Source organism: Pedobacter terrestris (genome assembly GCF_052343045.1).
GTDB lineage: Bacteria > Bacteroidota > Bacteroidia > Sphingobacteriales > Sphingobacteriaceae > Pedobacter.
This window is the reverse complement of the sequence record NZ_CP180264.1, coordinates 3,850,589-3,865,273: the sequence shown is the minus strand read 5'-3', so window position 1 is coordinate 3,865,273 and position 14,685 is coordinate 3,850,589. Positions and strand designations below refer to the sequence as shown.

Annotated in this window: 10 protein-coding genes; 9 read left to right on the top strand and 1 reads right to left on the bottom strand. The window is 38.0% G+C overall.

The window, feature by feature from the left end; genetic code table 11:
- Positions 1-343 precede the first annotated feature (343 nt).
- The 6 genes from ACJVDH_RS16360 to ACJVDH_RS16335 all read left to right on the top strand — a co-directional run bounded on the left by ACJVDH_RS16360 (position 344) and on the right by ACJVDH_RS16335 (position 9,354).
- Positions 344-1,717 carry a DcaP family trimeric outer membrane transporter gene (locus tag ACJVDH_RS16360; protein WP_443944478.1) on the top strand — a complete coding sequence of 458 codons (1,374 nt, stop codon included), beginning with the start codon at positions 344-346 and terminating at the stop codon, positions 1,715-1,717.
- A gap of 29 nt (positions 1,718-1,746) precedes the next feature.
- Positions 1,747-3,009 carry an MFS transporter gene (locus ACJVDH_RS16355; RefSeq protein WP_443944477.1) on the top strand — a complete coding sequence of 421 codons (1,263 nt, stop codon included), beginning with the start codon at positions 1,747-1,749 and terminating at the stop codon, positions 3,007-3,009.
- A gap of 179 nt (positions 3,010-3,188) precedes the next feature.
- Positions 3,189-3,842, top strand: a complete 654-nt coding sequence (locus ACJVDH_RS16350; protein ID WP_443944476.1) for a TetR/AcrR family transcriptional regulator — start codon at positions 3,189-3,191, stop codon at positions 3,840-3,842.
- Between the two features lie 16 nt (positions 3,843-3,858).
- A complete protein-coding gene (locus ACJVDH_RS16345; protein ID WP_443944475.1) occupies positions 3,859-5,214 on the top strand; it encodes a TolC family protein in 1,356 nt (451 codons plus the stop codon).
- 4 nt (positions 5,215-5,218) lie between these two features.
- A complete protein-coding gene (locus tag ACJVDH_RS16340) occupies positions 5,219-6,271 on the top strand; it encodes an efflux RND transporter periplasmic adaptor subunit (protein WP_443944474.1) in 1,053 nt (350 codons plus the stop codon).
- Between the two features lie 23 nt (positions 6,272-6,294).
- Positions 6,295-9,354, top strand: coding sequence for an efflux RND transporter permease subunit (locus ACJVDH_RS16335; protein WP_443944473.1), 3,060 nt, complete (start codon positions 6,295-6,297; stop codon positions 9,352-9,354).
- 104 nt (positions 9,355-9,458) lie between these two features.
- Here the strand turns inward: ACJVDH_RS16335 and ACJVDH_RS16330 are convergent, their stop codons facing one another.
- Entirely contained in the window at positions 9,459-10,538 is a 1,080-nt protein-coding gene (locus tag ACJVDH_RS16330; RefSeq protein WP_443944472.1) for an endonuclease/exonuclease/phosphatase family protein, read from the bottom strand.
- 222 nt (positions 10,539-10,760) lie between these two features.
- On the opposite strand from ACJVDH_RS16330, the gene lpxK reads away from it, so the two are divergent.
- Genes lpxK through ACJVDH_RS16315 form a run of 3 tightly spaced genes read left to right on the top strand, consistent with a single transcriptional unit; the run spans position 10,761 to position 14,620 of the window.
- Entirely contained in the window at positions 10,761-11,822 is a 1,062-nt protein-coding gene (gene lpxK / locus ACJVDH_RS16325; RefSeq protein ID WP_443944471.1) for a tetraacyldisaccharide 4'-kinase, read from the top strand.
- Entirely contained in the window at positions 11,794-12,609 is an 816-nt protein-coding gene (locus ACJVDH_RS16320) for a purine-nucleoside phosphorylase (protein WP_443944470.1), read from the top strand. The genes lpxK and ACJVDH_RS16320 overlap by 29 nt, the downstream gene beginning before the upstream one ends.
- A 1-nt stretch (position 12,610) precedes the next feature.
- On the top strand, positions 12,611-14,620 hold the full coding sequence (locus ACJVDH_RS16315) for a putative porin (protein WP_443944469.1): 2,010 nt from the start codon (positions 12,611-12,613) through the stop codon (positions 14,618-14,620).
- Positions 14,621-14,685 lie beyond the last annotated feature (65 nt).

Below are 14,685 nucleotides of genomic sequence, written 5' to 3'. Positions count from 1 at the left end.
GGCCTTAATTTCAAAAATTGTTTTCGCACAATATTAATCCCATTCCTTCTGGTTCTGATAAAGCCTTTCTTCCATTATTGTAATTTTTCTTAGTGTTTTTGTGATAAGCCTTGTTGAGCGGTTTACTCTGATCCGTGCGCGAAATTACATTCGTCATCCTATCCCAATAATTCTAACCATTTTAATCCGCTAATTGCGAAAAAGTACCTGATGATTGCCTCGAAGCCCCAAATTCTATGGTATTCAAAAAGCACAACAAGCTGTATTCAGCAAATACATTTCAACTGTATTGCTGAAAGGGCGAGCAAAAAAGTCAAAATCAACTATACCAAAAACCAAAATTATGAGAAAGAACCAATTTTTTAAACGCACACTGTTGGGAGGAGTGTTCGTTTTACTTATGACATCGCAGGCCTTCACACAAATTCCTGAATCTGTTTTCGATACGATATCTCGTAAAGTAGACAGTTCACTATTGTATCGGAATATGCCGGTAAACCCAATGCGGTATATTCAAACCAGCGATGAAAATACCCGGATTAAAATATCCGGATTTTTACGAACTGATGCCTATTACGACAGCCGCCAAATGATGGGCGCCGGCGAATTAATTGCTGTAGTCATGCCGAAAGCACCATCTTATGACGCCAACGGCAACGATATTAATAATGCACCAGGCTTTCAAATGGCGTCCATTATTTCACGTTTATCGCTCGATGTTACTGGCGGAGAAATCCTTGGAGCAAAAAGCTCTGGTATATTGGAAGCCGAATTTTTTGGAAATAGCGGGGGCAATGTGTCTATCAATGAATTTAGACTAAGACATGCCTGGATTAAATTGGACTGGAAAAACACGCAACTCGGAATCGGGCAATATTTCCATCCATTGATTAACCTGCTCGCATTGCCAAATACCGTTAATTATACAACTGGAAGCCCATTTTTCCCGGTTAACAGAAATCCGCAAATCCGGCTTACACATACGATCGGAAAATTGACCAGCTATGTTACAGTGATGTCTCAAAGAGATTTTACGCCGAGTACAATTGCCTACCGTAATGCTGCCATGCCGGCATTTAATTTTCACACTTTTTTTCGCGGTGGAAATGCGATAATTGGTGCAACTTTTCAGTATGAACGAATTCAGCCAAATATCGTTTCCGGGAGCCCGGCAGTTGCCACAAATGAAGATTTATCCAGTTTTAGTGCAATGTTATACGCAAAAGTCATTACTAAACCTTTGGCTATTACCGGACAAATTACAGCCATGCAAAACGCATCTTCTTACACTGCTTTTGGTGGTTACGTCGGTTATATCATGGCAGATGGAACGCCTGAACAGTTCAGAACGATGAACAGCAATACAACCTGGTTGGATTTTCAATTTACCGGTAAGAAAATCTATCCCGGTCTGTTTTTGGGATACGGGATAAATCATGGCGCAAAAGACATTCCTATTGGAGCCCAATCTGCAACGGCATACGGTCTAATTGCAAATTGGGGAGGTTTTTCAGCAAACCCTACGGCTAAAACGGCAAGAGATATGTTTAAAATAACTCCGCGACTAGATCTCCGTTTTGGAAAATTACTCTTTAGGGTTGAGGCCGATTATATGAATGTAAATTATGTAGATGCAGAAATGACCGGCACGGGGACTGAAAATAGCATTCGCGTAGCCAGTTTGCGTGGGCATTTTGTAACAATATTCTTTTTCTAACCAAAAATCAAATTAAATACAGCACAATTATGACGACTAAAACTCTTCAAACGGATGCGAAAATCGCTTCCGACTCTTTTCAATCTCCTAAAAATTTGCCTTTGATTATTCTCGTGGCCTCTTTAGGGTATTTTGTCGATATCTATGATCTCATTATTTTTTCCATTGTTCGGGTAAAAAGCCTGACGGATTTAGGTGTAACCGGAGAACAGATGCGAACACAAGGTGAATTCGTGATCAATATGCAGGTAGGTGGCTTATTTTTAGGTGGTTTTATCTGGGGAATTATTGGCGATAAATTCGGGCGACTGAAAGTATTGTTTGGTTCAATATTGATTTATTCTCTGGCGAACATTGCCAGTGGTTTTGTACACGATGTAAACAGTTACGCAATTGTTCGTTTCATTGCCGGACTTGGTTTAGCCGGCGAGCTTGGTGCGGGCATTACGTTGGTTAGCGAGAGCATGCCAAAAAATAAAAGAGGTTACGGAACAATGATTGTTGGCGGCGTAGGAATGTTGGGCACTGTGGCTGCATTTTTAACATCCGATTGGTTTGACTGGCGCACGGCTTATTTTGTTGGTGGGGGCTTAGGTTTAATATTATTGATCATGAGAGTTGGTATTTTGGAACCTAAACTGTATTCAAAAACAAAAGACAAGGGAATCTCCAGAGGAGATTTGAAACTTATTTTTACCAGTAAAGAGCGTTTTCTCCGCTATTTATATTGTATCTGTCTGGGAATTACTTCTTATTTTGTGATGGGTATAATGCTTACACAAAGTCCTGAAATTGGAGCCGCACTGGGCTCGCCAATAACCTTAATTGCAGGCTTAGGGTTAATGTATCACTATATCGGTGTAACTATAGGGGAAGTATTGGGCGGCTTTTTTGCACAACTCACCAAGTCCAGGCGTTTAACTTTGGTCGTATTGTATATATGTGCTTTAATTACTTCGGTTGTATACTTGAACAGCGAGGGCATTACACAAACAAAGTTTAATTATCTCGCATTTTTTATGGGAATTGGTGCCGGTTACTGGGCAACATTTGTTACCGTTTCTGCTGAGCAATTCGGGACCAACTTGCGCGCAACAGTAACCACAACAGTTCCGAATATTGTTAGAGGTTGCCTGATTCCAATTACCTTAATTTACAATTACTTAATTCCAAAATTTGGGATTATTAATTCCGTTTTAGGAATTATGGTCGTTTTAACGATCATTTCTTTGTTTGCTGTGAGCCAGTTAAAAGAAAGTTTTAATAAAGATCTCAATTATATAGAAGAATAATTTTTAAAATAAAATCAAGGCTATTCTGCAGTTAAATGCCATTAGTCTTGTTGGATAGTTAGCGTGTTTTGGAAACAAAACGCGCTTTTTTATTTGGAGTGGATTTTTGTATTCCAAGAAAAAAATAAAAATTTATGTAAAAATATTTTATTTAATTAACACTGTTAATTAAGTTTGCGATGTTATTAGTTATCATGGGAATCAAAGAACGTAAAGAAAAACACAAAGAAGATCTTCGGCAGCGGATTTTAGATGCAGCAAAAGATTTGTTTTTGAAAGATGGATATGATGCAACATCTATCAGAAAAATAGCGGAGAAAATAGAATTTAGCCCCACAACGATTTACTTGTACTATAAAGATAAAGCAGATATCATGTATGCGCTTCATCAAGAAGGTTTTAAAGTATTGGCTTCGCAGTTTTCTGTTTTGCGTTACGTAAGTGATCCATTTGAACGCCTAAAAGCAATGGGGCGTGTGTATATGGGTTTTGCAATAGAAAATCCTGATTTTTATGAACTTATGTTCATCATGAAAGAACCGATTGAATTTATAAAGACTCATTGTGGTGATATGGAGTGGCTGGAAGGCGATGAAGCTTTCGCTGCGCTAACTAAAACTGTAGACGATTGTAAGACTGCGGGATATTTCCTGAAATTCGACACCACCACTTTTGCGCTCAACGTTTGGTCATTAATGCATGGTTTGTGTAGTTTAAAACTTCAGGGCCATTTAGATCACATGGCAAGCACAAAACTTACACAACTGGAAGAGGGCGATTGGCTTGAGCAAACCTTTATTGGCTTTATCGCTATGCTAAATAGTTTGAAGTAAAAAATTAACACTGTTAATGATGAAATATAGATTGACTTTACTTATGCTCTGGATGTGTGTTCCATTGGTGAAGGCGCAGCAATCGTTAGATGCATATATTGGTGAGGCGCTGAAAAACAACATTGTGCTGCAACAGAAAAATGTATCGTTAGAAAAAGCACAGTATGCGCTAAAATCTGCAAAAAGTTTGTTTTTGCCTACTGTTGCTTTCTCCGGAACCTGGTCTACGGCGGATGGCGGGCGGAATATTCCTTTACCATTAGGCGATTTGTTAAATCCAGTTTATTCTACCCTAAACCAGCTTACGGCAACCAATAATTTTCCATTGCTGGAAAATCAGAGCATCAATTTTTTACCCAAGAATTATTACGATGCAAAAGTGCGCACCACCATCCCGATTCTCAATTCTGATTTGATCAACAACAGGAAAATCTCTGAACAGCAAGTGATTTTGCAAGGCTTTGAGGTTGCTATTTATAAACGAGAATTGGTAAAAGACGTAAAAACGGCTTATTATAATTTTTTAAATGCACAACAGGCGGTTGAAGTGTATCAGTCGGGTTTGGAACTTGCAAAAGAAGGTTTAAGGGTAAATGAGAAATTGCTAGAAGCCGGTAAAGGTTTGCCAGCGTATGTTTTGCGCTCTAAAAGCGAAGTAGAAAATGCAGAAGCACAAGTAACAGCTGCGCGGCAGCAACTTGTAAATGCAAATATGTATTTCAATTTTCTTCTAAACCGCGAACAGGCTGAAGTTATCGAAACTGTTTTTGATGAAAAGCAGGCACTTACACAAACAGAAAGTTTACTCACGCAGTTAGATCTCAACAGCGGGCGTGAAGAGTTAAAAGCTTTAGATCAGGTGATATCCATTAATCAATCTGTAGAGAAAATGAACCGTCAGTTTGCTGTTCCCAAATTGGGCGCGTTTGTAGATTTGGGTTCGCAATCAGAAGGGCTTAATTTTAATGGAAATACACGTTATTACATGTTCGGTTTTCAGTTGGATATTCCCATTTTTTCCGGAAACCGAAACACTATTAAAATTAAACAGGCAAATCTTGATCTCCAGAATGCACGTTTAAATGCAGATTTAACCACCAAACAATTAAATCTGGCTGTAAAAACTGCCCAAAATAATTTGCGGGCTGCTTATCAAAATTATCAATCGTCATTAAAACAGCTTGAGGCAGCCTCCAGTTATCAACGGTTAATTGAGAAAGGTTATCGCGCAGGAAGCAATTCTTTTATAGAAACTGTAGATGCAAGAAATCAATTCACTTCGGCAAAATTGTTGGCCAATATTAATCGCTTTAAAGTGTTATCGGCTTTTGCCGATGTTGAACGCGAAACAGCAACCTATCCAATACCTTAATATTATGAAAAAGACATTTATTTATATATCACTTCTATTGTTTATTGTTGGTTTTTCAGCATGCGGCGGGCATAGAAACGAAGATACAGCTATTGGTGATCAAGATACAATTCCAGTAAAGGTTTTGGCTTTGAAAAGTGAAGATACTGCACATGCCATCTCAGCGTCGGGACAGTTTACCACGAATGATGAAACTTTTCTGTCTTTCAAAAATGGCGGCGTCATTCAGAAAATATATGTGAAAGAAGGCGATGCGGTTAAAAAAGGTCAATTGCTGGCATCTGTAAACCAAACAGAAGTTTCTGCGCAGGTACAACAAGTAAAACTTTCTTACGAAAAAGCGCAACGTGATTTTGAGCGAGCCAGTAAATTGTATAAAGATAGTGTGGCCACGCTTGAGCAAATGCAGAATGCAAAAACGGCATTGCAAGTTGCGAAACAACAGGTAGAAGCAGCTAAATTTAACCAGAATTATGCTGAAATCCGGGCAAATTCCAATGGTTATATTTTGAGAAAAATGGCTAATGATGGGCAAATTGTTGGTCCGGGGACACCAGTATTGCAAGTTAACGGCGCAAGTGAAACAACCTGGGTTTTAAAGGTTGGTTTAAGCGATCAGCAATGGGCAATTTTAAAAATTGGCGATGGTGCAACTGTTACAACAGATGCTTTGGGAAGTAAGAAAATTAAAGCTGTTGTAAGTAGAAAAGCAGAAGGTATTGATCCGCAAAGCGGAACATTTGCTGTAGAACTAAAACTCGCAGATGGCAAAATTCCTGGTCTTGCCGCCGGTCTTTTCGGTAAAGCCACAATTATCCCCACAAAAAAAACTTCAGGGTTTTCTATTCCTTATGATGCGCTGTTAGATGGCGGCGAAAATTCAGGTTACGTTTTTATTACTAATGATTATAAAACTGCGCAAAAAGTAAAAGTGCAACTGGGCAATATTCAAAATGATCAGATCGATATTACGGGTGGGTTGGAAAATGCATCGGCGTTAATCATTTCCGGAAGTGCTTATTTAACTGAAGGGTCGAAAATTAAAATTGTAAAATAAGCTTCTAACAAAATTCAGAAAGCATGAAAATATCAGAATATGCCGTAAAAAATTATCAGTTTACCTTAATTATGGTACTAATGGTTCTGGCGCTGGGCATTACTACAATTTTCAATATGCCACGATCGGAAGATCCGGATATGAATGCACCCAACTTTCCTGTCGTAGTTATTTATCCTGGCGCAAGTCCGAAAGATATGGAAGATCTGGTGGTAAAACCTTTGGAAAAAAACATCTATGGTTTAGACAATATCAAATCCATCAAAACAACCATTCGCGATGGTTTAGCTGTACTCATTGTAGAATATAAATACAGTTCTGATGTAGATGATAAATACCAGGAATTGGTGCGCGAAGTAAACAGCGCACGTGCCACTTTACCTCAGGAAATTTATAGTATGGAAGTTCAGAAGGTTTCTCCTTCTGATGTGAATGTGTTGCAAATTGCATTGATTTCTGAAAATGCATCCAGAGATAAGCTGAAACAAAAAGCAGAAGATTTGCAAACTGCCTTAGAGAAAATTCCATATTTAAAAAATGTAAATATTGTTGGTTTGCCAGATCAACAGGTTAGAGTAGATGTAGATCTGGAAAAAATTGCACAGTTGCACATTCCTTTAACTTTTATTGCCAATGCAATTCAAAGTGAAGTAGCCAACATTCCTGGTGGAAGCGTAAATGTGGGCACCAAATCATTCAATATCAAAACCAGTGGAAATTATCAGGATATTGATGAAATAAAGAATACAGTCGTTTATACCGCAAACGGAAAAAATACCAGCTTAAAAGATATTGCGAAGGTATATTTTGATTATGCACAAGATAAGGATATTACGCGTTTAAACGGATTTAGATGCGTTTTTGTAGTGGCTGCACAAAAAAGTGGCGGCAATATAACACAGGCACAAGAAGCGTATTTGCCGGTAATTGATCGTTTTAAAACAACGCTTCCGGCTAATATTGACCAGCAGTTAATGTTTGATCAGGCTGAAAATGTAAATAGCCGTTTAGGCGGACTCGGAACGGATTTTCTCATCGCGATTTTATTGGTAGTATTTACACTTTTACCATTAGGTACGCGCGCATCATTGGTGGTCATGGTTAGTATTCCACTTTCATTGGGTATTGGAATTATTCTCATCAATGCACTTGGCTTTAGCTTAAACCAGTTGAGTATTGTGGGTTTAGTGGTATCGCTAGGTTTACTTGTAGATGATAGCATTGTTGTTGTAGAAAACATAGAACGATGGATGCGTGACGGCCACAGCCGCTTAGATGCAACTTTAAAAGCGACTACGCAAATTGGTATGGCAGTTATCGGTTGTACCGCAACTTTGGTCATCGCTTTTATGCCTTTAATGTTTTTACCAGAAGCTTCCGGAGAATTTATCCGCAGTTTGCCAGTTGCCGTAATTTGTTCTGTAATTGCATCAATGTTGGTTGCTTTAACGGTTGTTCCATTTTTATCGAGCAAAATCCTGAAACCACACCAGCATGAACAAGGAAATATCTTTTTGCGTACACTTCAAAAAATTATTCATGGTTCATATGCGAAACTATTGGATAAAGCTCTTGCAAAGCCAATATTAACCATTGTTATAGCCGTTCTGATTTTTGCAGGTTCTGTAATGCTGATTCCTGTAATTGGTTTCAGTTTATTTCCAGCTTCAGAAAAACCTCAGTTTCTGATCAATATTTCTACACCTTTACAATCAAATTTGAACTATACAGATTCGGTTACGCGCGAAATTGAGAAAGAACTAAAGAAAATTCCGGAAGTAAAATATTTTGCTTCTAATGTAGGCAAAGGAAATCCGAGGATTTATTACAATGTGCTTCAACAAAATGAACGGAGTGATTTTTCTGAATTGTTTGTACTGCTGAAACCAGAAATCCGATCGGACCGCAAAATTGAAATTATCGAAATGCTGCGCCGCAAATGGACACCGTATCCCGGAGCAAAAGTAGAAGTAAAAGATTTTGAACAAGGGCAGCCCATCATTTCGCCGGTAGAGGTCCGTTTACTTGGCGATAATTTGGATTCTTTGCGCAGTTTAGCTGCTCATGTAGAAAATATGCTGTTGAAAACCAAAGGAACAATTTATGTGAACAATCCTTTGAAAAACCTTAAATCAGACATTAAAGTAGATATTGATAAAGATAAAGCACAGGCGCTTGGCGTGGCTACAGTAAATATTGACAGAACTGTTCGCATGGCAGTTGCCGGTTTGGAAGTTGGAAAGTTTATCAATCCAAAATCTACAGGCGATGATTATGATATTTTGCTCACCACAAACAGACCGTCTTATCCCGATCTGTCTATTTTTGATAATCTGTATGTGAATAATAATCAAGGTGCGGCAATTCCTTTATTGCAGCTGGCTTCATTACGTTTAGAAACTTCTCCGCTCAGCATCAATCACCACAACAAGACCAGAACAATTTCAGTTAATTCATTTGTTCAAAAAGGATTTTTAAACGATAAAGTTATTCAGGATGTTGAAAACCAGATGAAGAAATTGAAACTGCCAGAAGGTTACAGTTTTGAAATGGGCGGAGAGATTGAAAGTAGAAACCAATCTTTCGGAGGTTTTGGCAGCATACTTCTGGTCACCTTATTTATGTTTATTGCCGTGTTGGTTCTGGAGTTTAAAACATTTAAAAGTACATTAATTGTGCTCTCTGTTATTCCTTTGGGAATTGTTGGTGCAGTTCTGGCTTTGTTAGTTACCGGAAATTCTCTGTCTTTTGTTGCAACAATCGGGATTGTTGCATTAGCCGGTATAGAAGTAAAAAATACGATTCTTCTGGTTGATTTTACCAACCAGTTGCGCGCAGAAGGAAAGGCTTTGAATGCGGCAATTGAAGAAGCCGGAGAAGTACGGTTTTTACCCATTATCTTAACCACTTTTACCGCAATTGGCGGATTATTACCTATTGCACTTTCCAGTAATCCACTTATATCGCCACTGGCAATTGTAATGATTGGTGGCTTAATCAGTTCTACTTTATTGTCCAGAATTGTTACACCGGTAGTGTATAAACTTATGCCGCCAAAAATACATGTGCCCGGCCAGGAATAAAATTAGCAGTCCCCTATATACATAGAAAAGCTCCACATCCTGACAGGTGTCGCATTTTGTGGCACCTTTTTATTTTTAACGTGTTTAATGGGCGTATTGTTTATTTATGCGTTTTGTGTTTTGGCGTCTCCTTCTTTAATTCCTTCTGTTATCTTTTCATTAACTTTCTCTTTTTCATCGGCGGAAATATCGAAAGCCTGAGATTTATCCTGGTTTCTCAATACAAGCGAAATACTAATGGGAAAATGATCGGAAGAAATATGCTTTTCTACTTTCATGTCAATCAACCTGAAATGTGCACTTATAAAAAAGTGATCCAATGGCCAGCGTAAGAACCAGTATTTGGCATGGAAAGTATTAAACATCCCGCGGCCGCGGCGGGCATCCAATAATCCGCTTGACTTTAAGAAAAGTTTTGTTGTTCTGGACCAAGCTACATCATTCAAATCTCCAAAAACGATGCAAGGTTTATTGTACGTTTTTGCCATTCTACCAACCATTAAAATTTCTGCATCGCGCTCGGTACTTTCAGGATTTTCCTGCGGAACGGGTGGTGTTGGGTGTATGCCATATAAACGAATTATTTGATCGTTGTAAGCAACATCCGCAATAATTGACGGAATTTCCAAATCGATTAAATAGTTGACTTCTTGTTTAACGACGTGCAGTTTAGAATAAAATAGTAAACCGTATGTATTGTTTAGAGGGACCTCGATTTTAAATGGATACTGCTTTGTTGCAACTTGTATGGCATCCATCCATTTTTTATCGGTTTCCAATAAAAAAATAATATCGGGTTGCGAAGATTGAATCAAAGCAATCAGATCTTCATATTTTCGGTTTTCCTGGTATACATTACTCACCAAAATATTTAGTGCTTTTTCATTAGGTAATAGCTGATCTTTTTTAATCATTTTCTGCCCAAACAAGGTATAAGGCCAGATTAAGAATGCAAGATAGAACACACCCACAGCCATTAGAATAAAAAGAATATTGCTGTATTGCGGTGCCGGATGATTGATAAATAAAAAGCAAATCATACAAAAAATCAGAATAGCCAGTTTTTGCAGGCGAGGGTAATCGAAGATTCTAAAAATCCAGGAATCAAATCTGATCAATGGAATACCTACCGAAAGAACAGCCAATGCAGCGATTGCGTAGTAACAGATAATTAAGATGGACATCTTATAACTAAATTTTTAAAATTAATTTGTTGGGATAGAATGTGTAATAAACTCTAAAAAGTGGCTTTTGTTTGCGCATAAACATCCAAATTCGGTACAAGTTTTAAAAACCATTCTGCACCAATTCATAAAAACCATTTGTTGGTGATTTGGTTGCTTTATAGGGTATCGCGGGGTGCGATGTCATTCTTTTTTAAATAATCTGTATTTTTGAAAACTGGTATGCTACTAAACTATCTACGTCTTTTACTGCTCCCTTTTACGCTCATCTACGCATTGGCCATTACGCTTCGCAATAAATTATACGATTGGCGCATTTTGCCATCAGTTAAATTTGATTTGCCTGTTATTTGTGTAGGCAACCTCGCCGTTGGCGGATCTGGTAAAACACCTACAACAGAATATTTGGTTAGGCTGCTGGCTGATTATAAAGTTGCAATTTTGAGTCGCGGTTATGGGCGTAAAACGAAAGGATTTATTCTTGCCGATGTACAATCAACTGCAGAAAGCATTGGCGATGAGCCTTTACAGTATTATCAGAAATTTCAACAGGTTACAGTTGCCGTTTGTGAGGATCGGGTAAAAGGGATTGAGCAACTTAAACAAAATCACGATGTGATCATTCTTGACGATGCTTTCCAGCACCGTGCCGTACGCGCAGGGTTCAATATTTTGCTTTTTGAATTTAGAAAACTAGGTACCTTACAGTTTTTGCTTCCGGCCGGGAATTTACGTGATTTATTCAGCTCGCGTAAAAGAGCTGATGTACTAATGGTGACGAAATCGCCTGTTCCACTTTTGCACGTGGCTCAGCAAGCTTCGATCAATGAACTGCAGGCCAATCAAAATCAAAAAGTATTACATACTTATCTCAAATACGGAAATTTGATTCATGTGTATGACAATCATTTGATTGAGTTGGATAGCGTTAAAGCGTACGAAATTTTCTTGCTTACAGGAATTGCAAATCCACAACCTTTAATTGAAGAATTGGGTAAATACTCTAAAACCATTAAACATGAAGAATTCCCGGATCATTATGCTTTTAAAAGATCAGATATAGAGCGTTTTGTTTCCAACTTTAATGCGGGCTTAAAAAAAGATAAAATTATCATCACAACAGAAAAGGACAGCAAGCGTTTAAAGGCTACCGGATTTGAAGATTTACTGGTAAATTTACCCATATATTATTTACCCATCGAGGTTGATTTATTTGAAGAAGATAAAGTTACCTTTGATGCACTTATTTTAAACTATGTTAAGAGCAATAGAAGAAACCGTTGAATATATAAAACGCAAAACTGAAAACTTTAAACCCGAAATCGGAATTGTTTTGGGAACGGGTTTAGGCGGTTTAGTTAAAGAGATTGAAATTTCATATCAATTGATGTACTCCAACATTCCCAACTTCCCGATTTCTACACTTGAATTTCACAGTGGGAAATTGATTTTTGGAACGTTAAACGGAAAAAATATTGTTGCCATGCAAGGCCGTTTGCATTATTATGAAGGGTATAGTATGCAACAAATCACTTTCCCGATTCGGGTAATGAAAGGTTTAGGCATAGAAAACCTAATTGTATCTAATGCTGCGGGTTCATTAAATCCAGATTTTAAAAAAGGCGATTTGATGATTATTGAAGATCACATCAATCTTCAGCCTGATAATCCATTACGCGGTTTAATTGAAAGTTCTTTAGGTCCGCGTTTTCCGGATATGAGCGAACCGTATAAACGCTCTATCATTAAGAAAGGATTGGAGATTGCAAAAACGGTAGATATTAAATGCCATAAAGGTGTTTATGTTGCGGTTTCTGGTCCAAATCTGGAAACCAAGGCAGAATACAAATACCTGCGCTTAATTGGTGCTGATGCGGTGGGTATGAGTACCGTTCCGGAAGTTATTGTAGCCAACCACGCCGGTTTGCCGGTATTTGCCATTTCTGTACTTACGGATGAAGGTTTCCCGGAAGATTTACAACCTTTTAACCTCGATGAAATTTTAGAAGCTGCTGCAAAAGCGGAACCAAAAATGACTGAAATTCTGACACGCTTAATTTCTGAATTGTAAAATGCGTAGAATTGTTTTAACCTGTTTGCTCTTCATTTGCGGTTTTGCTTTAAATTCTGCTTTCGCACAAGATCTGAAGACTTCGGTAGGCACAAATAAAGAACTGGATTCTTTACGCAAGCGGGAAGAAGGCGCGCAGGATACGATTATTTATAGCGCCAAATACATCAAATTTACCAAACTCGCATTAAGTAAAGACAGTATTGTATTGCTTCCGTTGGATACTTCTACAACCAATATTCAGCATTATAGCCCGATTTTGGAACCAAAACATCCAACACTTGGACTGGGAAATATGGGGCTAGCAGCCAAATCTTTACTTTACGAGCCCTCTAAAAGCATTGGTTTTGACGAAGGTTATCATGTACTGGATTATTACGCATTGACCCCGGAAGATATTATTTATTATCAGGCCAGATCACCTTTTACGAGTTTGTATTTTGTAAGCGCCGGACAGAAAGAGCAGATTTTCAGAGCAATACATTCTCAGAATATTAAGAAAAACTGGAATGTAGGATTGAATTTTAACCGTGCAGATTCTAAAGGCTTTTATTCGCGCCAAAGAGGTGACAACTTGAATGTTGCGTTGTTTTCCTGGTATCAATCGCCAAGTAAACGGTACAATATGTGGGCTTCTGCCATTTGGAATACCATGCGCGCTTACGAAAATGGATCTATCCGAGCAGACAGTATTTACTATCCGAATTACGATAAAATTACCAGAGATGCAGAGGCCATCAGACTATCAAATGCCCGTACTTTGTACAGAAAAAGCAGCTTGTTTTTAAAGCAAACCTACTATGTTGGACGTATTGATTCCTCTTCAAAGGACGGAAGTGCGGTTTTGCCCACCAATAAAATCAGTTATATTTTAGCGTATAATAAAAGCGGATATAATTTTACAAAAAATGCCGCAGACGATAGTACGGCAATTGCGCGGGCACTTGTTAAAGGTGATGGTTTACAAGATTTTACTTACACAAATGATTCCACAACGGTAACACGCCTTAAAAATGAATTTTTGTATAGCTTTTTCCTGAGAGCAAAAAACTCTTCGGTAATTAAAAACGAATTGAAACTCGATGCTGGAATCAGGCATGAGCTATACACCTATCAGACGCTTGGAACCCGTTCAAACGGCAGTTTATACGAAGATTCTAAGCTTAACTTTCAAAATGTAACTTTGCTTGGGAATCTGGGTTATCGCTTTTCAAGTAATATTGATTTTAATCTTGATGTTCAGCAGATTTTTCAGGGTAGAAATGCCGGCGATTTTCTTTATGAGGCAAAAAGTAACATTTTATTGTCTAAAACAATTGGCCGCATAGCGTTGGGTGCATATTTGCAAAATAAATCACCTCAGCAGTTGTACAATTACTACAACGGAAATCACTACTCATGGAGTTTGTCGGGACTAAACAATACCAAAGTCGCCAATTTATCATTTGATTATATTAATGACAAGCTTAATTTGCAGGCAGGTGCCAAATACTTTTTAACCAGCAATTATCTGTATCTGGCTGGTGATGGAATAGAAAATATAGCGCCTGTCCAAGAAAGTTCAGATATTAGTTTGATTAGGCTTGATGTTTCCAAAAAATGGCGTTTGGGTAGGTTTATTGTCGAAAATTACATCGCCTATCAAAAAAACAATAATAATGCCGTATTGCGAACGCCAGAAGTATATACTTTTAATAGCGTATCGATAGATATGACATTAGCCAAAGTGCTGAAAATGAATTTGGGATTTGATGTACGCTACAATTCAAAATATGCAAATTATTCTTATTCGCCTGCATTAGGTCAGTTTTACATTGGCAGCAATGAAGTATTCGATTCCAAACCAATTGTGGACGTTTTCCTAAAAGCAAACCTTAAGCGGGCAAACCTATTTATTAAATATGACTACATCAATCAGGGCTGGCTTTCAAATGGATATTATACAGTTAACCGTTACCCAATGCAAGATGCTTTACTGAAATTTGGCGTAACCTGGAACTTTTACGATTAATCTTCGAAGAGATTATATTTTGATACTAAAAAGGCTATCGTTTTGAAACGATAGCCTTTTTAGTA

Excerpts from the sequence above, each read along its gene's own strand:
- ACJVDH_RS16360 (WP_443944478.1), top strand. The coding sequence starts at position 344 with ATGAGAAAGAACCAATTTTTTAAACGCACACTGTTGGGAGGAGTGTTC.
- ACJVDH_RS16355 (WP_443944477.1), top strand. The coding sequence starts at position 1,747 with ATGACGACTAAAACTCTTCAAACGGATGCGAAAATCGCTTCCGACTCT.
- ACJVDH_RS16350 (WP_443944476.1), top strand. The coding sequence starts at position 3,189 with ATGTTATTAGTTATCATGGGAATCAAAGAACGTAAAGAAAAACACAAA.
- ACJVDH_RS16345 (WP_443944475.1), top strand. The coding sequence starts at position 3,859 with ATGATGAAATATAGATTGACTTTACTTATGCTCTGGATGTGTGTTCCA.
- ACJVDH_RS16340 (WP_443944474.1), top strand. The coding sequence starts at position 5,219 with ATGAAAAAGACATTTATTTATATATCACTTCTATTGTTTATTGTTGGT.
- ACJVDH_RS16335 (WP_443944473.1), top strand. The coding sequence starts at position 6,295 with ATGAAAATATCAGAATATGCCGTAAAAAATTATCAGTTTACCTTAATT.
- ACJVDH_RS16330 (WP_443944472.1), bottom strand. The coding sequence starts at position 10,538 with ATGTCCATCTTAATTATCTGTTACTACGCAATCGCTGCATTGGCTGTT.
- lpxK (WP_443944471.1), top strand. The coding sequence starts at position 10,761 with ATGCTACTAAACTATCTACGTCTTTTACTGCTCCCTTTTACGCTCATC.
- ACJVDH_RS16320 (WP_443944470.1), top strand. The coding sequence starts at position 11,794 with ATGTTAAGAGCAATAGAAGAAACCGTTGAATATATAAAACGCAAAACT.
- ACJVDH_RS16315 (WP_443944469.1), top strand. The coding sequence starts at position 12,611 with ATGCGTAGAATTGTTTTAACCTGTTTGCTCTTCATTTGCGGTTTTGCT.